This window comes from Luteibacter sp. HAY1-4A (assembly GCF_056755355.1).
In genome coordinates, this window is record NZ_JBNDHZ010000064.1 from 1 (window position 1) to 20,604 (window position 20,604).

Below are 20,604 nucleotides of genomic sequence, written 5' to 3' on the forward strand. Positions count from 1 at the left end.
AGATGTGTATAAGAGACAGGTAGCGGATCGAGTACACGACCGAGCTGTTCGCATCACCGGCGGTGATGTTGCCCGTGCGCTCGAATGCCGCGGAGTGAGCGATGACGGCCTGGTTGTCGGCGACCGTTTCCTTGATCACGCTCTGGTTCGGGCTCCAGACGTCGATGGGATCGCCGGACTTGTTGAAGAGACGGATCTGCACGCCCTGCGCGGCACCGGTGGTGATGAGGGCACCCGTCAGCGGATCGACGGTGGAGCCCGGCTCGAACGCCGCCCATACCTGGGTGCCGTTGGTGCAGGTCGTTTCACCGGCTTTACCCACGTAGATGCGGAAACCGGTGGTGCCGGCGTGGCTGCCCACGTTCGGGAAATCGCCGGCGTTCACGCCCTCGATGGGCACGGTGAAATCGGGGATGCCCGTACCGGGATCGCCGCCGCTGATGGTGCAGGTGACATTGCTGATGGAACCGGTGAACGTGATCGTGCCGGTGGAAGCGAAGGCGGCCGGAGCCGCCAGCCCTGCGATAAGCAGGGCCGATGTAATTGCCTTGAGGTTCATCCGATTAACCTTGTTACGTTCTGGAAAAGCAACGGCCCAGCGTGGGCCGTCGGCCAGGGGAGGCACGGGGCCTCCCCGTGCTCACGCAGCCGAGTGCTCGTCTACGCGAGCGACAAGGATTCTGTCGGATTTGGCCTACAAGCCATATGGAAGATTGCTCAAAAATCGGACTTCCTTTCGGAAGTCCGAAGAGCCTCGCATTTCAGAAAAAATGGGCGCCGCTCTCATGACAGAACGGCGCCAGGCGTGCTAATGCGCGCGGAAACTACTGGCCGATCCTGCGCAACGCCTTGCCGCTCATGAGGTTGCGCTCGATCTGCTCGAGGGTCACGTTCTTCGTTTCCGGAACCAGCCAGAAGGTCAACAGGATGAACACCGCGTTCAAGCCGGCATAGAGCCAGAAGGTCTGCGCGTTGCCGATGCCGCTCAGCAAGCTGAGGAAGGTGGCGCCCACCAGCATGTTGGTGATCCAGTTGGTGAAGGTGGAGCACGCGATGCCGAAGTCGCGGCCCTTGAGCGGCTGCACTTCCGCGCACAGCGTCCAGATGAGCGGACCGGCGGACATCGCGAAGCCCACAATGAAGAAGAGCAGCATGCCCACGGTGAAGAGCTGCTCGCCGCGCGAGGCGATACCCAGGGCCATCATCGTGCCCACCGCACCGAGGCCCACCGTCATCATGGCGAAGCCGGCATAAAGGATGGGTTTGCGGCCCAGCCGGTCGACGAAGGCAAGGGCGATCAAGGTCGCCAGCATGTTGGTGAGACCCACCACGGCGGTGAATATCATCTGCGCGTGGGTGTCGTAACCCATTTCCTTGAAGATGCGCGGCGCGTAGTACATCACCACGTTGATGCCGGTGAACTGCTGCATTACCTGGAGCAGGACGCCGAGGCCGACCGAGCGACGGAAATTCGGATTTTCGCGGAACATGCTCCAGCCGTGCTGGCGGGTCTTCAGCTGTTCGTCGATATCGGCGATCTCGCGCCGCACAGTCTCCGGGTTGCCGCGCAACTTACTCAGCACCGTTTCCGCATCGCGCCGCCGTCCCACCAGAAGCAGCCAGCGAGGGCTGTCCGGGAGGAAGAAGAGGCCGGCAAGGAAGAGCACGCCAGGTGCGGCGATCACACCGAGCATCCAGCGCCAGTTGCCGCTGCTGCTGAAGGCGGTGTCGGAAAGGAAAGCGATGAAGATGCCCGTGGTGATCATCAGCTGGTACGTGGAGATCATGGCGCCGCGGATCTTCTCCGGCGCCACTTCCGCGAGGTAAAGCGGCGCCGTGAATGCCGCGATGCCGATCGCCAGGCCCAGCACGAAGCGCGCCACGATGAGCACGGTCGGCGTGCCCGCCACCGCGCAGAACAGCGAACCGGCGACGAACAGCACGCCGGCGAGCATGAGGGAACGCTTGCGTCCCAGCGCTGCCGACATCCAGCCCGCGCCCAGCGAACCGACGGCGGCGCCGCCCATCATCGCGCTGACGATCCATTCGATGACGTGGTCCGAAACCTTGAACTCCGCCTGGATGAACTGCGTGGCGCCAGATATCACGCCGACGTCGAGTCCGAACATGAGGCCCGCGAGGGCGGCGAGAATACAGGTGGTGACGATGGCCGCCTTGGGATGGGCGGTCTGGGTTTCCTGCTTGGCAACATCATCCATCGAGGGTTCCTGGCGTGAACGATCCCGGCATTGGATGCCGCGACACGTATTGAAGTTGTGTAGGAGCCGCCGAGGCGGCGCGTGGTCCACCAGGCAGGGGGCCTGTCGTGCCTAGCTCCCCTGCGCCCACGGATCATAGCTGCCGAAGTACCAGAGGTGGCCTTGCGGGTCGCGGGCGGAGTACCCGGCACCGCCGTACTCTTTCTCCTCGTACTCGTCGACGATGGTGGCCCCGGCATTCTTCGCACGCTCGTAATGCGCCCGAACATCTTTGACGACGACACAGGCACACTGCGTTTCCCTTCCGCCGACCTCGTCAGGCTGCACCATGTGCCGGCTGAAAGCCGTGTCATCGCGCACGGATCCGAGCATGACCATGCCGCCGCCATACGTCAGCTGCGCATGGTCGACCAGGTTTGGATCCTGCGGGTTCACATAGACCGCCTGTCGCTCGAAGCCGAAGGCATTGCACAGGAAGTCGATGGCTTCCAGCGCGTGCGTATAGCGAAGGCAGGGAATGACCGTGCTGTTCATCGTAGTGCGCCTCCCGGTGAAACGCTTAAGTTACGCCCGGAACACGTCCCGTGGACAGCACCGCCGCGAGCGTGCCTTTTTCCTGCCCTACTCGCGGGCTTCCAGCACCAGGGTCCTCGAATCCGCGCGGCCCTGGTCGTCCACCACGCGGACAAGGAAGCGCCCGGTGCGCTCCGGTGCCCACATGAGGGCCTGGCCGTTGGGAACGCTGCCCAGGTAGGCATCGTCGGCGAACCAGTAGAGCGTGCGCGAGCCGGCATCGGCGGTGGCGGCGAAAGCGATGCGCTCGGTACCCAGTCGCGACGCGCGGATCTGATAGCTGCTTCCCTTCAGGGGCGAGGTGATGCGCGGCGGGTCGCCGGCTGGCTGGCCGCCACCCTGGCAATCGGGCAGGACGGGCGGCGTGCGCCGTGGCATACCGGCCTGCGCGAAGACCCGCGCGAGGTCCGACGGCCAGTATTCGTACACTTCCACCCGCGTCCGCGCAGGATCATAGGGCGGACATGCGGGCTTGCCGGAGGCGGTATCGATCACCACCGGGCGGTGCACAGTGCTCACGCGGATGGGCGACTTGCCGGGGATGAACCACGTGCTGCCGACCTGCGGACACCAGGCATTAGGCAGATCGCCACTGGCCAGGCAGATGGGCACGCGCCGGAGGTTCGGCGGATTGCGCCGCACGGGTTCGGCAAGTCCGGGCCGCTCGGCCCGCAGCGCGTCCGCGATACGGAAGAAGAGCGGCGCCGCGGCGTCGATGCCTACGAAAGCGGGATTGCCCGCGCCGTCGAAGTTGCCGATCCACACCACCAGCACGTAAGGACCGAAGCTCCCGGCCGTCCACGCGTCGCGGAAGCTCCACGACGTGCCTGTCTTCCAGTACACGGGCAGGCGCGAGGACTGCGCCGCCACGTCGTCAGGCCGCGGGTTCTGCCGGAGCATGTCCATGACCATGAAGCTCGCTTCCTCGCTGAGCATGCGCGTGCCGCGGCTCTTCGGTGTGCCGTCGAGCAGGCGAAGCGGCCGCAGTTCGCCGCGGTTGGCCAGCATGGCATACAGCCGCGCCAGTTCCTGCATAGTGACTTCGCCGCCGCCGAGCACGAGGGCCAGGCCGTAATGTTGCTCGCTTGCCATGCGCGAAATGCCGGCGTCACGGAGGAACTGGTAGAGATTCGGTGACGCGAGCTTCGCCGCGATCTGCACGGCGGGAATGTTGCGGCTTCGCACCAGTGCCTGCGTCGCGGTGACCGGACCGAGGAAATGGCCGTCGAAGTTTTCCGGTGTATATGGGCCGAAGGAGGACGGCACGTCACGCAGCACGGTTTCCGGGTGCAGCACGCCCTGGTCGAATCCCAGCGCATAGATGAAGGGCTTCAGTGTCGAACCCGGCGAGCGCTTTGCCTGCGTGCCGTTCACCTGCCCCAGGATCGAGGCGTCGAAGTAATCGGCCGAGCCGACCATGGCCTTTATGCCCATGTCCCGCGTGTCGACGAGGATCGCCGCCGCGTTGCGTATGCCACGATCGGCACCGCGTTCCACGTACTGCCGTACCTGCCGTTCCAGGCTGTGTTGCAGGCCCAGGTCCAACGTCGTCGCGACGCGCATGTCGCCACCGCCGTCGATGCGGCGTTCCGCCAGTACCTGCTCGACGAAGTGCGGCGCCTCGAACGGCAATCGCGAAAGCGGACGGAGCCGCAGTGGAAGGTCGAACAGCGGCCGCGCGGCGGCGTCCTCCGGATGTCGAACGATCCAGCGGGCGAACAGGCGATCGCGCGATGCCTTCAGCGCCGTGTCGATCACCGCCGCACCGTCCACGCGCCCGGGAAGGCCCCGCGCGGGTTCCTGCGGAATCACCGCGAGGGTCAGCGCTTCCGGCAGGCTGAGTCGCGCGGGGGCCTTGCCGAAGTAGGCAAGACTGGCGGCGCCCACGCCTTCCACGTTACGGCCGAAGGGCGCGGCATTGAGATAGGCCTCCAGGATATCGTGCTTGGAGTGGAACAGCTCCAATTGCAATGCGCGACCCACCTGCACGAGCTTGCCGCCGGGACTGCGCGTGTCCAGGTGCCACATCAGCCGGGCCAGCTGCATCGTGATGGTCGAGCCGCCCTGCGGATGGCGACCGCGGGCATACGTCATCCAGGCACCGCGCACGAGTCCCCACGCGCTCACGCCGGGATGCCAGCGGAACCAGCGGTCCTCATGCAGCAATACCGCGTCCACCATCGCGGGCGACATGTCCTCCAGCGGCACCCAGAGACGATAGCGCTGGTCGCTGGCGAGCGTGAGGCGCAGCAGACGACCGTTCGCGTCGTACACCGCCGTGGAAGAAGGAAACGATGCGCGCAGCGGATCGTGCGGCCAGAGCCGGCAACCGGCGAGGATGCCCACGACCAGCAGCAACGCCACGAGGACGTTGTGCCAGCGGGGAAGGCGAAGGGAAAGGAATGGCCTCATGCGATGCGGATACCGGTTCCGCTAGGGCTTGCGTTCCACCGTGAGCGTCCCGCCACCCGGCGCCTGTGCCTGCACGGTGCGGTCGTACAGCGACTGCGCGAGTGCGGGCGGAACGATGAAGCGGCCCGCGTTGGTCGCCTTGATGCGATAGACGAACTCCTGCACATCGCGGCTCACATAGCCATAGACCACCACGCGGTCCTCGCGCACATCCGCATACTCCGGCTTCCAGGTGGATTCCGGATTGCCGATCGGCGAGCGCCAGGCCGGCGTGTCGCTTTCGCCTTCTCCGCCTTCTGCACTTTCCGCGGCTTCCGCGTCGCCCTCATCGGAGGATTCCTCGGTGGAGGATTCGTCCGTCGCCTCGGAGGCCGGTACCGCCGCCTCCGCGGGAGCCGTGTCCAGCACCGGCTCGAAGCCGCCGGGCAGGAGATCGACGATCGCTACGTTGGCGACACCGTCGTCCTTCGTCGCGCGGATGCGCACGTGCACGTTCACTTCGTCGCCCGTGTTCACGGTGTCGACGTCCTTGCCGTCCAGCGTCGTATAGGTTCGGATGATTTCCAGGCCGTCCTTGCGCACCTCGGTCGACGGTTTCCGGTCGAAGCCGGTCTGAGCCACGCCATACCACGCGGTGGCATCGGCGTCGTTGACGAGGCGCAGGCGATGCGTGCCAGCCGACCAGTGCCCATTGAGGATGGCGCCCTTGGGCGCGCCGATCTGCGCCACGGTGCCATTGGCGGCGACCGCACCGATCGACAGCTTTGCCGGATCGCCGCCTTCCTTGGCCCAGGCATCCAGCGCCAGCACGATCATGCCCGACGACAAGGTGTTGTAGTGGCCCTTGCCGAGCGGACGCACCAGATTTTCCACGGTCTGTGGCGGCAGCGCCTTGGCCTCTTCGGGGAAATGTTTCGCCAGGAGGTACAGTACCGAGGCGTCACGAGTAGGTGCGTCGTAATAGTCCGCATAAGCGTACGTTTCATCCGCCGGTGCGCGCGTCAGCAATTTCCGCGGCCCCGCCATCAGCTCGCCGGCCAGTTTGTCCTGGTGCAGCAGCTTGTAGGACGCCGCCAGCCAGGCGGCCGCGAGGTCGCCCTTCCAGTCCTTCGGGTAGGCCTCCTGCAGACGGCGCTGCACCGAAGCGAGGTCGTTCGTGGTGACGTTGCCCTGGCGGGTCAGCAGGTAGATGGCGTAGGCACGCTGCCGCATGTCCGCCAGTGCGTCGCCCGAGTCGTCGGCGGCGATCTGGCGGAGCGCGTTGTCCGCGGCGGTCAGCATGTCGCGCGGCACGGCCACGCCGCGGTCGCTCGCCTCGATCAGGTAATGCACCGCGTAGTCGGTGGCGAAGGCGTGCGTGTCGGACGTGGCCGCCCACAGGCCGAAGCCGCCCTGCCCGTTCTGTCGCGCGCGCAGCGTGTCGAACAAGGCCGCCACCGGATCGGCCGGCGGTGCCGAGCCGTCCTGCATGTGCGCCGGCTTCACATCGCCGAACTCCGGATGCTTGCCGAAGACCAGTGCCGGCATCGCCGCGCTGATGACCTGCTCGGTGCAGTAGTGCGGGAAGTCCACGAGGTAGGCGGCCAGGCCACGCGCCAGCACCGCCGGCACCGTGGAGAACGCAGCGTCGCGCGTGGCGTATTCGTCGTGCATGTCGCGCAGGCCGGTCACATCGCCGCGCGAATGCGCATCGATGTGTCCGAAAGCCAGGTCCGTGCGCATCGGCGAGGCGGGCCGCACCGAGAGGTCCACGGCCTGCTTCGCCGACTTGCCGCCGTAGCTCGCGGTGAAGGTCATGTTGCCGGAGCCCAGCTTGTCGGTGGCACGGACGCGGAAGATCGCCACGCCTTCGCGCATCTCGCCCAGGCTCAAGATCTTGGCGGCGTCGCCGACGATCTGCAATTGCGGACCGAGCTTCAGGTTCACGGCGACGGGCACGTCCTTCCCGCCGAGGCCGGTGAGGTTGTTGGCCACGCCGACGCTGATCTCGGCTTCGTCACCGGGTGCCAACGTGGTCGGCACGTTGGGCGACAGCACGAAATCGCCGCGCACGGTGGTGGCCCCCTCGAAGGTGCCCATGCGTTCGGGCGACACGGCCACCGCCATCACGCGCAGCTTGCCGTTGAAGTAGTCGGGCACCTTGTAGGTGAGGTCGCGCGAGCCGTCGACGTCGACGATGCCCGACCAGTACGCCACCGGCTTGTCGCGCTTGCGGCGGAACGGGTTCAGCTGGCGTCCGATCGCGCCCTCGGCGTCGCCACCCGGTGCCGCCATACCCATCAGTTTCTGGAAGTCCGGAATGATGAGATCGAGAATCTGCGACGTGGATACCTCGAGCATGCGCTTGCGGAAGAAGTACTGGAGCGGATCGCCCAGCTTGTAGCGGGCCACCTGGAGGATGCCCTCGTCGACCGCGAACACTACCGCACGGGTGGGCGTGGACGACGTGACATGGAAGGTCACGGTGTCGCCCGGTTTCACCAGCGCGGGCGCTTCCACCGCGATGGCATTGCGGCGAGCGTCCATGTTCACCGAGAACGGCACCACGCCGAATGACAGCGGACTCATGAAGATCTCGTCGGACGACGGATCGCGCACGTACTGCACGTTGATGTAGCCGTTGCCCTCGAAACCGGCCGGCACGGTGATGTGCTGTACCGAACTGGTCGTGTCGGCATGGAACCATGCGTGCGCGTACACCTTGTCGCGCTCGATCGTGATCAGTCCCGAACCTGCATAGGGCGCGCGAATGGCGACATCCACCGCTTCGCCCGGGGCATAGTCCTTCTTCGACAGGGTGAGCTGGAGTTCCGCGTTCCGCTCCAGCGAACGGGACACGTTGCCTTCGCCTGCCACGGACCACGCCACGCGGTTCACTTCCTTGCCGTCCGCGTTCTTCACCACCAGCGCGAAGTTGCCCGGCTTGTCCGTCGGCAACGCCACGTCGAGGCCGGCCGCCGGAATGGTGAGCGGCGTTTCGGAGAGCGTGGATTCGCGCGCCTTCGACTCGTACTTGAAGACGCCGGAGTCCTGCTTCGTCAGGACCGATACGAAGCGCGTCTCGACGATGGCCTGCTTCAGTCCTTTCAGCTCGATGCGCTTCGCGCCCGGATCGATCGCCACGAGGTTCACGCTGCGCTTCGCATCGCGGCTCACATAGTCCAGGTTGTCCACCGACTTGTAGCCCACCAGCCAGTCGTTGGACGACACCATGCCCTGCGTGGCCGCGGCGACGCTGCGTCCGCCCTCGGCCTCGTAAGCCTTGGCGAGGAAGTAGAGCTGGTAGGTGGCGTCGGCATAGCGCGTCAGATCGAGCGCGAACTCCGCATGGCCCTTGTCGTCGGTCTTCGCGTCGGCAAGCTTCTCCTCGAAACCTTCCTTCGCGCGGCGGATGTCGTAGAAGCGGTAATCCTTGTAACTGGGGAACGAGGGAAAGGCTGGGCGCAGGACGAGCGACCCTTCCACCCGGCGATTCGCCGCCGGCGTGCCGAACAGGTTCTGCACATCCACCAGCGCCTTCAGCTGGGCGGGCTTCACCCATCCTTCCGCCACCGTCGTGGAGAGCCTGGCCGATACCTTCATCCGGTCGGGCTGGAACTCCTTCACCTGCACCGTGGTGCTGCCGATCTGGGAGTACGGCTTGCCGTCCTTGGCGATGTAGAGGTTCACGGTCCAGTTGCCCGTGGGCGAGGTCTCCGCCGTGGTGTATGCCAGCTCGGCGAAACCGGCCGTGTCCATGGACACGGTTTCCTGCCGCACGGTGGTGCCGCGCGGGTCCACCACTTCGGCGATCAGCGGCATGCCCGCGACGCTGCGCGTCCAGCTGTTGGCCCGCACGATCATGCCGATGTGGAACAGGTCGCCCGGGCGATAGATGCCACGGTCGGAGAAGAGGTAACCCGACAGCTGGCCCTGGCTGTGCGCGTTGGGCTCCCCGCCGATGTCGAAGCGGGAGAAGTCCAGGGAACGGTCGTACGAACCCACCGGCAGGAACGAGAGGTCTTCACCCTGGCGCACCACGAACATCGCCGGAGCCTTTTCCTGGGTGAAACCCGCGAGGTTGGCGAAATGCGCGTTGCCGTCGGCCCCGGTGGCCTGGGTGAACAGCGTGCTGCCGTTCCTGGCGATGACGGAGACCGAAGCACCGGCGACCGGCGCGCCGGTACGGATGGACTGCACGAAGATGTCGTGGCTGCCGTCCAGCGATTTCTTCGCGATCATGCCCAGGTCGGTGACGACCACCAGGCGCTCGTCGCGCGGCGCGTCGTACATCATGCCGTCGTTCTCATCGTCGGCGGCCGCAGCGGACGCCGCCGCGTCCGGATCGCCGCCGGCCTCGCGCGCCGCCGCCTCGCGGGCGCTCTTCTCGCGCGCGGCGCGCGCGTTCTCGGCCGCCTTCGCATCGAAGCCGGCAAGCTTCAGCAGGAACACACCGCGCTTGCCCGAAGCAAGGTACTGGCCCAGGTCGAAACCTTCGTAGTGCGCCTTGCCCGGTCCGTCATCCGGGAAGGAAACCTTGCTGACGAAGCGGTCGACGATGTGGTCCGGGGTGAAGCTGTACATCTCCGGTTTCGCATACGTACCGGAGTTGAGGGAAACCAGGTGCTGCAACTGGTCGGGGAGTACCCGCCCGACCTCCACGCGCATGCCGGGCATGTTGCGCGACACCACGGAAACACGGTGGTCGCCGCTCAGCGATAACAGCGAGCCGTCGGCCATGAAACGGAGCAGCTTGGGGTAGTCGGGCACAGTGAGCAGGTCCGCCCGCGCCTTGGGCATCACGTAACCGCCGAACGACGTCATGCCCTTGTCCACGCGCACATAGATGCGTTGGGCCGGCTGGGCGTGGTAACGGAAGCTCTGCGTTTCCGACCAGTCGTTTTCCGTGGGAACGATCTCCGGCTTCAGCCGCACGAAACCGCGCAGGTCCGCGTCGCCGATGGCATCGACGCCATAGTGCTTGTCGTCGCCCATGGGCAGCGCCCACACCTGCAACTTCTTCGCCAGCTCGGCGTCGCTCACCGGGCCGCCGAAGTGCATCACCACTACCTGCTCCGGCTCGAAGCGCTCGTTGTCCACCAGTGTGGCCGACACCTCGTCGAGTTTCAGGCTGTAGAGGCCCGGCACCCGCACCGCCGTTTCCAATTCCTTTTCCGTGCCGTCGCCGCCGCGGCTGGAGCGCACGCCATCGTCGAGCCGCAGCGCCACCGATCCGTCGTCCCGCGGAAGTTGCAGCGGTTGCGAGTGAACGAACGCATTGAGCCGCTGTTCGTCGTAAGTCACCGTGAACTTGAGGTCGCTGCCGCGCTTGTCGTTGCCGTTCCGCAGCTCGAGGGACAGCCGCTTCTCGAGCTGTGCCGCGTCCACCGGGTAATTGAAACCGAGCTGCACGATCGTCTTCTTCCGCGTGGGGTCCTGCGGGTCCTGGTAGAACTCGCCGTTCACCACGCGGGCGGTGAACGGCGCGGTCTCGAACGCGAAATGGTCGTCGGCGAGCAGCGCCTGGGGCGCGAACACCTTCGCCTTGTCGAAGCGCACGTCCACCTTGCGGCCCACCGGCCAGTCGCTCGCGGGAGTAAAGCGCAGCACATGGTCGTTTTCCCAGGTCCACTGGCCCGGCAGTTTCGGGTCCATGGCGATGCCGTCCGTCACCGGCTTGCCCAGCGATTCCAGCCGCGCGGCCGAGCCCGAGAAGGTCACCACCAGCGGGTGGATCGTGACGGGGACATTGGCGTAATCCGTGGTCCGCGGCGCGGGCGCCTGGAAGGTGATGCGCTCGGGCTCGGCGGGCCGGGGCCGGTTCTGCCACCAGTGCCAGCCGAACCAGCACGCGCCGGCCAGCAGCAGTGCCCCGCCGACCGTCGCGGTGAATTTCAAGGGATGGCTGCGCGCCGCGCGCCCGGTGGCGGGCAGCCATGCCGGCGCGGACCAGGACACATTGCCGAAAAGGGGCCGCAATGCCCAGGCCAGCGCCTGGAAGAGGCCGCGCACGAGGCGCAGCGGCAACAAGGCGATGAAGCGAAGCAGATCCATGTTTCTCCCTTTCCTTCTCGGTTGACGGCGTCGTCGGCACGTTGCGGATACGCGAACGGACCGTCCGTCGCGGCTGCGACGGGCGGACCATGGCTCGCTTATCCCCTACGGACGATCCTGCGCGCGGCGTGTGCCGCGGCAACGGCGGAATTCTGGCACAGCGAAGGCAGGCATGGTTCTGTTGCGGCGCCGATACACAATAGAAGTTTTCTGAAAAAACAATCAAATCGATTCATGCGTGACGTGGCTCACGCTGGTCGCGTAACGTCATGTAACGCGCGCTTATCTTGCTTTATCGTCAGCTCGTCCGCCGGTTCAAACGGGGATGGCAGGCGTGCAGGAAGCGCCCTCGCCGCATGTGACGCCCGGCGCGGGGGATCAGGGGCGAAGCGCGGGCCAGACGGTAGAGACCATGAGCAACGAAGCGACCAGCTCCCTGGACGACGTGATGAGCCTGCGCGACACGGCCCGCACCCAACGCGTGGTGATCGACGACCTCAACCATCGGATGAAGAACATCCTCATGGTCGTGCAGGCCATGGCGCGGCAGAGCTTCCTTTGCGACCGCCCCCTCGACTGTTCCATGGATGCCTTCGAAAGCCGGCTGCGCGCCCTTGCGAACGCCCACGACCTGTTGCTGGCGGGGGCCGCCAGGCAGGTGCCGTTCTTTTGCATGGTGGAGTCCACCGTTGCGCCGCACGATCCGGGCAATGCCCGGGTGAGCTTCTCCGGCCCGCCCCTCCTCCTGGACGGCGAAACCGCCGTGGCCGTGGCCATGGCGCTGCACGAACTGATGACCAACGCCAGCAAGTACGGCGCCCTTTCGACGGCCTCGGGCACGGTCAGCATTGCCTGGACGTTCGTTTCCACGGCCTCGGGCGGCCGGGTAAGGCTGGAATGGAAGGAGCGCGGCGGCCCGGCCGTGAAACCGCCGCTGCGGCGGGGATTCGGCACCCGTTTCATCGAACGGACGCTGGCGGGCGAGGCGCATGGCGAGGCGGGCATCCGCTTCGAACCGGACGGGGTGCGGGCCGTGTTCGAGGCACCCGCCCACCCGGCCTGATCGCCACCGGCGAACCAGCGAATAAATGTCGCTCGCCCTTGTCGATCCGACGGGTTCACAATCGACGTCTCCATGAAAGACCGGACTGTCCCGGCCGCACGCAGGAGAACGACGATGCGATTCATGGTGATGGTGAGAGCGACGCCCGCCTCCGAGGCGGGCGCCATGCCGAGCGAGCAATTGCTCACGGCCATGGGCCATTTCAACGAAGAGATGTGCCGGGCCGGGGTGATGCTGGCCGGCGAGGGTTTGCACCCGAGCAGCGCCGGCGCCCGGGTGCGCTTCCGCGGCGACCGCCGCGAGGTGATCGACGGCCCGTTCTCCGAAACCCGCGAGCTGATCGCCGGTTTCTGGTTGATCCAGGTGCGCTCGCTCGACGAGGCGATCGAGTGGATGAAGCGAGCGCCGAATCCGTTCGAAGGCGACGTCGACTCAGAAATTGAGATTCGCCGCGTCTACGATGCCGAGGACTTCGGTGCCGAATTCACGCCCGAAGCGCGCGCGCAGGAAGAACGGCTGCGCGCCGAGCTGGCGTCGCGTCATTGATACCCCCCGATAACGAAAGGAGTCCACACATGCGTATGCATATCCAGCCTTACCTGTTTTTCAACGGTACCTGCGAAGAAGCCTTCGAGTTCTACGCAACGGCGCTCGGCGGCAAGATCAACGAGCTGCACCGCTACAAAGACATGCCACCCCAGGAAGGCGGCGGCGACGATAACGGTTGCGGTCCGATGACGCCGGAGCAGCAGGCCGCGTTCGGCGAGAAGATCATGCACGTCAATCTTGCCGTCGACGGACAGATCCTGCTCATGGGTTCCGACAGCCCGCAGGACGAAGGCGCCCTGCGCGGCGCTTCGATCGCCATCGGCATCGACGACGTCGAGAAAGGCAAGAAGATCTTCGAGGCGCTGTGCAGCGGCGGGAAGGTCACGATGCCGTATGGCGAAACCTTCTGGGCCAAGGGCTTCGGCATGTGCACCGACCAGTTCGGCGTGCCCTGGATGATCAACGCAGGCGACAAACCCAGTCCGTAAGGCAAACCCAATCCGTAAGGAGTGAGTTATGCAGTTCCTCATCGTCCGCAAGGCGGACCATGACAGCGAGGCCGGCGTGAAGCCGAGCCGCGAATTGCTCGACGCCATGGGCGACTACATCGACACGCTGGCGGCCGAAGGCCGCCTGCTGGCCGGTGAAGGCCTGAAGCCGAGCAGCACCGGCGTGCGTGTCACCTTCGCCCCCGGCCGCAAGGCCGTGGCGGTGGACGGTCCCTTCGTCGAAACGAAGGAGCTCGTCGCCGGTTTCAGCATCATCGAAGCCGGCTCCATGGAAGAGGCGGTGGAATGGGTGAAGGGCTGGCCGGCGGAAGATGCCAACGGCCAGGCCGAAATCGAGATCCGTCCCATCGGGTGTCCCGGCGGGCTGTCCGGTTTCGGCAATCCCAGCGAGGAAGAATCGCCCAAGCCCCGATTCATGGTCATGCTCAAGGCGAACGAGCGCAGCGAAACCGACTGGAATCCCGGTCCGGAGATCCTCGGCCGCATGAGCGAGGCCAACCGGGCGGGGCACGAGGCGGGCTTCCTCATTGCCGGCCATGGCCTGTCGTCCAGCCGGCATGCGAAGCGGGTCACCTTCTCCCGTGGCAAGGCGACGGTGCTCGACGGCCCCTTCGCCGAGATCAAGGAAATGGTGGCAGGCTTCTGGGTGCTGCGGGTAGACAGCATCGACGATGCCATCGCCTGGACGGAAACCTTTCCGTTCCCGGACGGTGACGACGCCCGCCTCGAGATCCGCGAACTCTGGCGGATGGAAGACGTGATCCCCGCGTAATTGCCGCAACGCGGCTTGCCACGCATGGCAGCGAATGCTGTCATGCGTGGCCATGACTACGCACGATACTCACCGTGCCATCGACGCGATCTGGAAGATCGAATCGCCGCGACTGATCGCGACGATCGTGCGCATGGTCCGCGACCTCGACCTGGCCGAAGAACTGGCCCAGGACGCGCTCGTCTCCGCACTGGAGCAATGGCCGCGCGACGGCGTGCCGCGCAATCCCGGCGCCTGGCTTACCCAGGCCGCCAAGCATCGTGCCGTCGACCGCATCCGCCGCGAGCGCATGGCCGGACGCAAGCTCGAAGCCCTGGGCCAGGACATGGAAGGGCTGCTCGAATCGCACGACGACAAGCTGATCGACGCGCTCGACGACGACATCGGCGACGACATGCTGCGGCTCATCTTCACCGCCTGCCATCCGGTGCTGTCGATCGAGGCCCGCGTGGCGCTCACATTGCGGCTGCTGGGCGGCCTCACCACCGACGAGATCGCCCGCGCGTTCATCCTTCCGGAAGCAACGGTGGCCCAGCGCATCGTGCGCGCGAAGCGAAGCCTTGCCGCCGAAGCGGTGGCTTATGAGGTGCCTCGCGGCGAAGCCCTGAAAGAGCGTCTCGCATCGGTGCTGCGTGTGCTGTACCTCGTCTTCAACGAGGGCTACGCCGCCACCACCGGCGGCGACTGGATGCGGCCCGCGCTTTGCGAAGAAGCCCAGCGCCTCGGCCGCGTGCTGGCCGAACTGATGCCGGCCGAACCCGAAGTGCACGGCCTGATCGCGCTCATGGAAATCCAGGCATCGCGTACGGGCGCCCGCACCGATGCGAACGGCGAACCGATCCTGCTGCTCGACCAGGACCGCAGCCGCTGGAACCGGCTGCTGATCGGCCGTGGCCTGAAGGCATTGGAGCGAGCGGAAAGGTTGGGCGGGTCACGCGGGCCCTACGCGCTGCAGGCCGCCATTGCCGCCTGCCACGCACGGGCCACGCGCGCCGAAGACACCGACTGGCCGCGCATTGCCGCCCTTTACGGCGAACTGGTGGAGGTGCTCCCGTCCCCGGTGGTCGAACTCAACCGCGCCGTAGCCGTGTCGATGGCGGAGGGACCGGCAGCGGCGCTGCCTATCGTCGAATCGCTACTCGACGAACCCGCGTTGAAGGACTACCACCTGCTCCCCAGCGTGCATGGCGACCTGCTCTTCCGCCTCGGCCGCCCGATGGACGCCAGGGCGGCCTTCCTCCGCGCCGCCGGCATGACTCGCAACGAGCGCGAACGCCACCTCCTGGAATCCCGCGCCGATGCCTGCGCGCTGCCGGTCCAGAGCTGAGGCGCAGCCTCGGCTGGTCTTACATCGTTAGCCGTGCTAGTTTGCATCGCAAATGCAATGCACGGAGTTGCCATGAAGACGGCCACCTTTCCCTCGATCCGTATCGAACCCGAATTCCGGCAGCGGGCCGAGTCCGTGCTCGGCGAGGAAGAAACGCTCTCCGCGTTCATTGAAACGGCCGTGGCCGAGGCCGTCGAACGGCGTGCCATGCAGAAGGAATTCCTTGCCCGCGGCCTCGCCTCACTGGCGCAGGCGGAGCGCACCGGCAGCTACCACGCCGCAGCGGACGTACATAAGGAGGCCGCGGCGCGCATCGCCACCGCACGGAAAAGCAAGGGATAGGAATGAGGTACGAGGTTCGCTACACGGACGGCGCGCGGGCCGATCTTCTTCGACTGTCCGATTTCCTCGCGGCAAACGACGCGGACGCGGCCGAGAGGGCCATTCAGACGCTGGTGCGGGCCGTGGGCATCCTCGAGGAGTTCCCTTATACCTGCCGACGGGCAAGTGGCGAAGATCCGTTCCTCCGCGAGCTCGTCGTTCCCTTCGGCGGCAACGGTTACGTGGTGCTGTTCCATATCGGAATCCAGCACGTCACCTTGCTGGCGCTTCGCCATCAGCGCGAGGACGACTACTTCGTATAACCGGCGGGAACACGCTCAGTGCGTGATGTCGATCTTCACGTTCGTGCCGTCGGGTACGTCCTGGAGTTGCTGCAGGACCGAGCCCGTGAGTTCGAAATGTTCCTTCGCGGGCACCGGGTTGAGGTTTTCCACCGAGAACTCGCCTTCCGCGAACACCGGCAAGGTCACGTACGTGTAGCACTCGCCTTCCGCACGCGTTTTGCCTGCCTCTATCAGTGCCTCGATGAGCGGAGGCAGCAGCCAGTCTTCGGCGACTTCCTCACGCAGCAGGTTATTGAAACCTTCGACGCTCTCCGCCACGCGCTCGAGCTCGGCCGTACCGGTGTTGAGCCAGAAGATGCCGCCCTCGTCGGCCTCGTAGAACATGTCGCCCAGCGCGGTGAAAAGCAGTGGGGTAAAGGCGTCCCCGATGCGCCAGCGCCAGGATTCGGCGAGCGCGTCGATGGCCTCCTTGTCGGGAGTGCAGGTGAGATCGTTCCAGGAGAGGGCCATGGGGGCGCCTGTTGCAGCGGGGGAAGGCCGTATTTTATGCCCCTGGGCGCCTTAATGCCCGTCCACGGCGCGGTTCACCGCCCTGACGAACTCCGCGCGGGCGCCGGCCTCCGCCTCGTTCGTGGCCACCGGCCATGCCGCGAGTTGCACGATGACGACGTGGCGACGCGGGTCGACGTGCAGCAGCTGGCCGAAGATGCCGAGGCCTTCGAAGCTGCCGTCGTCGTAGGTCCACCATTGATAACCGTAACCGCGTCCGGGGGCGCCGATGTCGGAATGCGTGCGTGTGGCGTCGGTGAGCCAGCCGTCTGCCAGCACCGGTTTTCCCACGGCCGTACCGCCGTCGAGCAGGAACTGGCCGAGGCGCGCGTAATCGGCGAGCGTGGCCGACACGCCGGAACCTCCGGCCTCGGTACCGTCCACGTCGTCTTTCAGCCAGAGCGCGTCGGATGCCATGCCATAGGGCATCCAGATCTTTTCCGACAGGTAAGCCGCAAGCGATTTACCGGTGGCGCGCGTGACGAGGATGCCCACGAGATCGGTTTCGCCCGTCTTGTAGACCCAACGCTCACCTGGCGCGAACTCGCGAGGCAGGCGGGACATGTACGTCACGAGCAACGGCACGCCCGGTTCGCGCGTGCCCTCGTACATCATCGCCACGTCCGAGCGCGGATCGGTGTAATCCTCGTTCCAGCGGACGCCCGAGGTCATCTCCAGGAGTTGGCGCACCGTCACGTCGCGGTAGGCGCCAGCCGCCAGCTCGGGCAAGTAGCGGGTCACTTTGTCGTCGAGACTGTGGATGGCGCCATCGCGCAGCGCCGCGCCGACCAGGGTGGAGGTGAACGACTTCGCCACCGAGAACGACGTCCAGCGCGTCGACGGCCCTGCCCCCAGGCCGTAGCGCTCCAGACGAATGCGTCCGTCCTGCACCACCATCAATCCGGCGACGTGGTGCGCGGACATGTATGCGTCCAGCGTGTCTCCGTTCTGGAAGCGCGGCGCAAGCGGCGCGCCCGCGGGGAGCGGATGGGCTTTTCCGTGGCGCACGACATTGCTTGCGTAATGCGTTTCCATCGCACGGAACGCGCCCTCGCGCTGCGCCTGGTTCCAGAACAGCACGTCGGTACGGCGGGCGTGCGGCGCCGCGCAAGCGGCCAGGAACAGGAGGGCCAGTATAGGCAGGTATTTCATGCGGGGGCCGCGATCCGGCGGCGCACTTCGAAGGCCGCAAGGGCCAGCGATGCCACTGCCAGCGGTCCCAGGCCGTAGATGGCGCGATAGGCGAGCAGCGCAGCCAGCACCTGCGCGCGTTGCTCCTGCGGAAACGCGGCGAGGGTCAGCGCTTCGAACGCGCCGATACCGCCCGGTGTGTTGCTGACGATGCCGGCGAGGATCGCGCCCACGTAGATCGGTGCGAAGTCGAGGAAGCTGCCTGCGATCTCGCTTGGCAGCAGCAGGTACATCGCGCCGGTGGCACCGGCCATCTCCACCACGCCGATCGCCATCTGCGCGCCTGCCGAACGTGCCGAAGGCACGGGCGTGCTGAACTTCCACACCTTCAGTTCGTCGTGCTTTCCTGCGAGCCAACGCAGCAGGACGACGAACGCGACAGCGAGGGCGACACCGGGCCAACGTCCCCAACCTTGCGCGATGGACGGCTCGAGCAGCAGCGCCAGGCAGGTCGCGGAGGCGAAGCCCATGCCTACCGCGAAGCCGACCAGTCCCACCACGCGGGCGACATCGGCGGCGCCCACGCCCTGCGTGGACAGCACGCGATACCGCAACGCCGTGCCCGTGATGGCGTGGAATCCCAGCGCATTGCAGATCGCATGGGTGGTGAAGCCGGAGAAGACCTTCATCCGCATCGACACTTTTCCGGGAACCACGGTCTCCACGGCGAACACGTCGTAAGCGGTGAGGCAGATCCAGCTGACCAGCGTGGCCGCGATGGAACCGACGACATGCCAGCGCGGAATCCGGTCGATGGCCTCGCGCACATCCTGCCAGGCCATGCGTTCGATGTACCGGTGGAGCAGGAACACGGCGCCGCCGACGATCGCCGCCATGACGAGCATCTTCGCCGCCCGAGTCGCGATCGCCTTCGGGGTTTTCGAGTCTTGCCTGGGCACCGCCGCGCCTGCCTGTCGTGTCGTCATGAATGCCGGGAATCATCCCACGACCGGGCCGGGAAGCCTAAACTTCCTCCGTGCTCCATGGGGAAGACGATGCTCCATTACGAAGGCTCGCTCTGGCTGACCGACGGCGCCCGCCGCTGGGGCGGCATTGATCGGGTGGAACTCCTGGCGCAGATCGGCGCCACGGGATCCATCACGGCCGCCGCCAAGGCCGTCGGCATGAGTTACAAGGGCGCCTGGGATGCGGTGGATACCATGAACAACCTGGCAGGCGAGCCGCTGGTCGTGCGTTCCACCGGCGGCCGCGGCGGTGGCGGTGCCAGGCTGACGCCGCGCGCGGAACGGCTCATCGATTCGTTCCGCCGCATCGAAACCGAGCACCGCCGCTTCGTCGATCGTCTTGCCGCACTGGGCGACGAGGCTACCGACGACCTCCATCTGTTGAGGAACTTCACCATGCGCACGAGCGCGCGCAACCAGCTGGCCGGCACGGTGTCACGTATCGTCGAAGGCGCGGTGAACGATACCGTCGAGATCGATCTGCCGGGCGGTGCGCCGATCGTCGCCACGGTGACGCGGGAAAGCGCCTCCAGTCTCGGCCTTGTCGCGGGACGCGCCGTGGTCGCGCTGGTGAAGGCCAGCTGGGTACTCATCGGGCTTCCCGGCGACGGCCTGCGCGTATCCGCATCGAATCGCCTGCCGGGCACGGTGTCGCGCGTGCAGCAAGGAGCGGTGAACGGCGAGGTCACCGTCGCGCTCGACGGCGGCGGCAGCATCGCCGCGATCGTCACGATGGAAAGCCTGGCCGCGCTGGAGCTCGCCGAGGGCAAGCCGGTGCTTGCCCTATTCGACGCGTCGTCGGTGATTCTCGGCGTAACCGACTAAACCGCCACGCGGCCGTCGCGCAGTTCGATGGTGTGGCCGTCCAGCGCTTCCACGTCGGCCGGATCGTGCGTGATCACCAGCATCTGCAAGTCGAGACGCGACTGCAACGCAAGCAGTTCCTTGCGCATGCGCACGCGCAACGCGGGATCGAGGGCGGCGAACGGTTCGTCGAGCAGCACGAGCCGCGGCTCCGCCGCGAGTGCACGCGCCAACGCCACCCGCTGCCGCTGGCCGCCGGAGATGCGCGACGGGTGACTCCCGGCGACGGCGCCGAGTTCGAACGTGTCGATCCAGTGGCGCACGCGCTCGTCGCGTGACCGGCGGCGGGGATTGAACCAGCCGCGCTCCAACGCGAATCCGATGTTCTGCGCCACGGTGAGGTGAGGAAACAGGGCGTAGTCCTGGAACACATAGCCGACGCCGCGCTCGCGCGGTGGAAGGTTCACCCCCGCCGGTGCATCGAACAGCGTGGCGCCGTCGACCCGCACATGGCCCGCGTCGGGCGTCAGCAGCCCCGCGATGGCGCGCAGCGCCTGGCTCTTGCCCGCGCCGGAATGGCCGAAGAGCACGATCCGCCGATGGTTGGACGCGAACGCCACGTCCAGTTCGAAATGGCGATCGTCGGCACGCAGCACCTTGCGGATGGAAACGTCGACGCTCATGGCCGCCCCCGCCGCAGGTGGTCCGGTGCCAGCCAACCGGCCAGCAGCAGTGCCAGCACACAGACGACCGAGGTCACCGCCACCATGATGCCCGCCGCGCGGTCGTCGCCAGCCTGTACCGCGGCGTAGATGGCGACGGACAGCGTCTGCGTACGGCCCGGCAGGTTGCCCGCGATCATCAGCGTTGCGCCGAACTCACCCATCGCGCGGGCGAAGGCCAGCAACGCACCCGCGGTGATGCCGCGGCTCGCAAGCGGCAAGGACACGCGGAAGAAAGTGGCGGCGGTACCGAGCCCGAGCACACGGGCCGCGTCTTCCAGTTGCGGGTC

General features: G+C 66.4%; 18 protein-coding genes. 8 read left to right on the plus strand and 10 right to left on the minus strand.

Annotated elements, in window-relative coordinates:
- The 5 genes from ACPYOD_RS17335 to ACPYOD_RS17355 form a co-directional block, all read right to left on the minus strand.
- Nucleotides 1-559 (minus strand): fimbrial protein (locus ACPYOD_RS17335; RefSeq protein ID WP_481302959.1); only part of this gene is annotated, 559 nt, incomplete at its 3' end.
- A 265-nt stretch (nt 560-824) separates the two neighbouring features.
- Entirely contained in the window at nt 825-2,219 is a 1,395-nt protein-coding gene (locus ACPYOD_RS17340; protein WP_481302960.1) for a sugar porter family MFS transporter, read from the minus strand.
- A 111-nt stretch (nt 2,220-2,330) separates the two neighbouring features.
- Nucleotides 2,331-2,753, minus strand: a complete 423-nt coding sequence (locus ACPYOD_RS17345; RefSeq protein ID WP_481302961.1) for a VOC family protein — start codon at nt 2,751-2,753, stop codon at nt 2,331-2,333.
- A gap of 87 nt (nt 2,754-2,840) precedes the next feature.
- Entirely contained in the window at nt 2,841-5,204 is a 2,364-nt protein-coding gene (gene pbpC / locus ACPYOD_RS17350) for a penicillin-binding protein 1C (RefSeq protein ID WP_481302962.1), read from the minus strand.
- Nucleotides 5,205-5,225: 21 nt separating this feature from the next.
- Nucleotides 5,226-11,237: an alpha-2-macroglobulin gene (locus ACPYOD_RS17355; RefSeq protein WP_481302963.1), complete on the minus strand. Its 6,012-nt coding sequence runs from the start codon at nt 11,235-11,237 to the stop codon at nt 5,226-5,228.
- A gap of 412 nt (nt 11,238-11,649) precedes the next feature.
- Between ACPYOD_RS17355 and ACPYOD_RS17360 the strand changes: the two genes are divergently transcribed.
- The 7 genes from ACPYOD_RS17360 (at nt 11,650) to ACPYOD_RS17390 (ending at nt 16,101) form a co-directional block, all read left to right on the plus strand.
- Nucleotides 11,650-12,300: an HWE histidine kinase domain-containing protein gene (locus tag ACPYOD_RS17360; RefSeq protein WP_481302964.1), complete on the plus strand. Its 651-nt coding sequence runs from the start codon at nt 11,650-11,652 to the stop codon at nt 12,298-12,300.
- A gap of 114 nt (nt 12,301-12,414) precedes the next feature.
- On the plus strand, nt 12,415-12,846 hold the full coding sequence (locus ACPYOD_RS17365) for a YciI family protein (RefSeq protein ID WP_481302965.1): 432 nt from the start codon (nt 12,415-12,417) through the stop codon (nt 12,844-12,846).
- 29 nt (nt 12,847-12,875) lie between these two features.
- Nucleotides 12,876-13,337 (plus strand): VOC family protein, encoded by a 462-nt coding sequence (locus tag ACPYOD_RS17370; protein WP_481302966.1) that lies wholly within the window; start codon nt 12,876-12,878, stop codon nt 13,335-13,337.
- Between the two features lie 28 nt (nt 13,338-13,365).
- The gene (locus tag ACPYOD_RS17375) at nt 13,366-14,130 is read left to right on the plus strand and encodes a YciI family protein (RefSeq protein WP_481302967.1); all 765 of its coding nucleotides are present in this window, start codon (nt 13,366-13,368) and stop codon (nt 14,128-14,130) included.
- A gap of 52 nt (nt 14,131-14,182) precedes the next feature.
- The gene (locus ACPYOD_RS17380; protein ID WP_481302968.1) at nt 14,183-15,457 is read left to right on the plus strand and encodes an RNA polymerase sigma factor; all 1,275 of its coding nucleotides are present in this window, start codon (nt 14,183-14,185) and stop codon (nt 15,455-15,457) included.
- 72 nt (nt 15,458-15,529) lie between these two features.
- Nucleotides 15,530-15,799 (plus strand): YlcI/YnfO family protein, encoded by a 270-nt coding sequence (locus ACPYOD_RS17385; protein ID WP_481302969.1) that lies wholly within the window; start codon nt 15,530-15,532, stop codon nt 15,797-15,799.
- Nucleotides 15,800-15,801: 2 nt separating this feature from the next.
- The gene (locus ACPYOD_RS17390) at nt 15,802-16,101 is read left to right on the plus strand and encodes a type II toxin-antitoxin system RelE/ParE family toxin (RefSeq protein WP_481302970.1); all 300 of its coding nucleotides are present in this window, start codon (nt 15,802-15,804) and stop codon (nt 16,099-16,101) included.
- A 15-nt stretch (nt 16,102-16,116) separates the two neighbouring features.
- Here the strand turns inward: ACPYOD_RS17390 and ACPYOD_RS17395 are convergent, their stop codons facing one another.
- Genes ACPYOD_RS17395 through ACPYOD_RS17405 form a run of 3 tightly spaced genes read right to left on the minus strand, consistent with a single transcriptional unit; the run spans nt 16,117 to nt 18,749 of the window.
- Nucleotides 16,117-16,593 (minus strand): T6SS immunity protein Tdi1 domain-containing protein, encoded by a 477-nt coding sequence (locus tag ACPYOD_RS17395; RefSeq protein ID WP_481302971.1) that lies wholly within the window; start codon nt 16,591-16,593, stop codon nt 16,117-16,119.
- 51 nt (nt 16,594-16,644) lie between these two features.
- Nucleotides 16,645-17,784 (minus strand): serine hydrolase domain-containing protein, encoded by a 1,140-nt coding sequence (locus tag ACPYOD_RS17400; protein ID WP_481302972.1) that lies wholly within the window; start codon nt 17,782-17,784, stop codon nt 16,645-16,647.
- Entirely contained in the window at nt 17,781-18,749 is a 969-nt protein-coding gene (locus tag ACPYOD_RS17405) for a lysylphosphatidylglycerol synthase transmembrane domain-containing protein (RefSeq protein WP_481302973.1), read from the minus strand. The genes ACPYOD_RS17400 and ACPYOD_RS17405 overlap by 4 nt, the downstream gene beginning before the upstream one ends.
- Nucleotides 18,750-18,818: 69 nt before the next feature.
- On the opposite strand from ACPYOD_RS17405, the gene ACPYOD_RS17410 reads away from it, so the two are divergent.
- Entirely contained in the window at nt 18,819-19,613 is a 795-nt protein-coding gene (locus tag ACPYOD_RS17410; protein ID WP_481302974.1) for a TOBE domain-containing protein, read from the plus strand.
- Here the strand turns inward: ACPYOD_RS17410 and ACPYOD_RS17415 are convergent.
- Both ACPYOD_RS17415 and ACPYOD_RS17420 read right to left on the minus strand, forming a co-directional pair.
- Complete coding sequence (locus ACPYOD_RS17415; RefSeq protein WP_481302975.1) at nt 19,610-20,275, minus strand: ATP-binding cassette domain-containing protein; 666 nt, start codon at nt 20,273-20,275, stop codon at nt 19,610-19,612. The genes ACPYOD_RS17410 and ACPYOD_RS17415 overlap by 4 nt on opposite strands.
- On the minus strand, nt 20,272-20,604 hold a 333-nt coding region (locus ACPYOD_RS17420), incomplete at its 5' end, for a molybdate ABC transporter permease subunit (protein ID WP_481302976.1). The genes ACPYOD_RS17420 and ACPYOD_RS17415, both read right to left, overlap by 4 nt.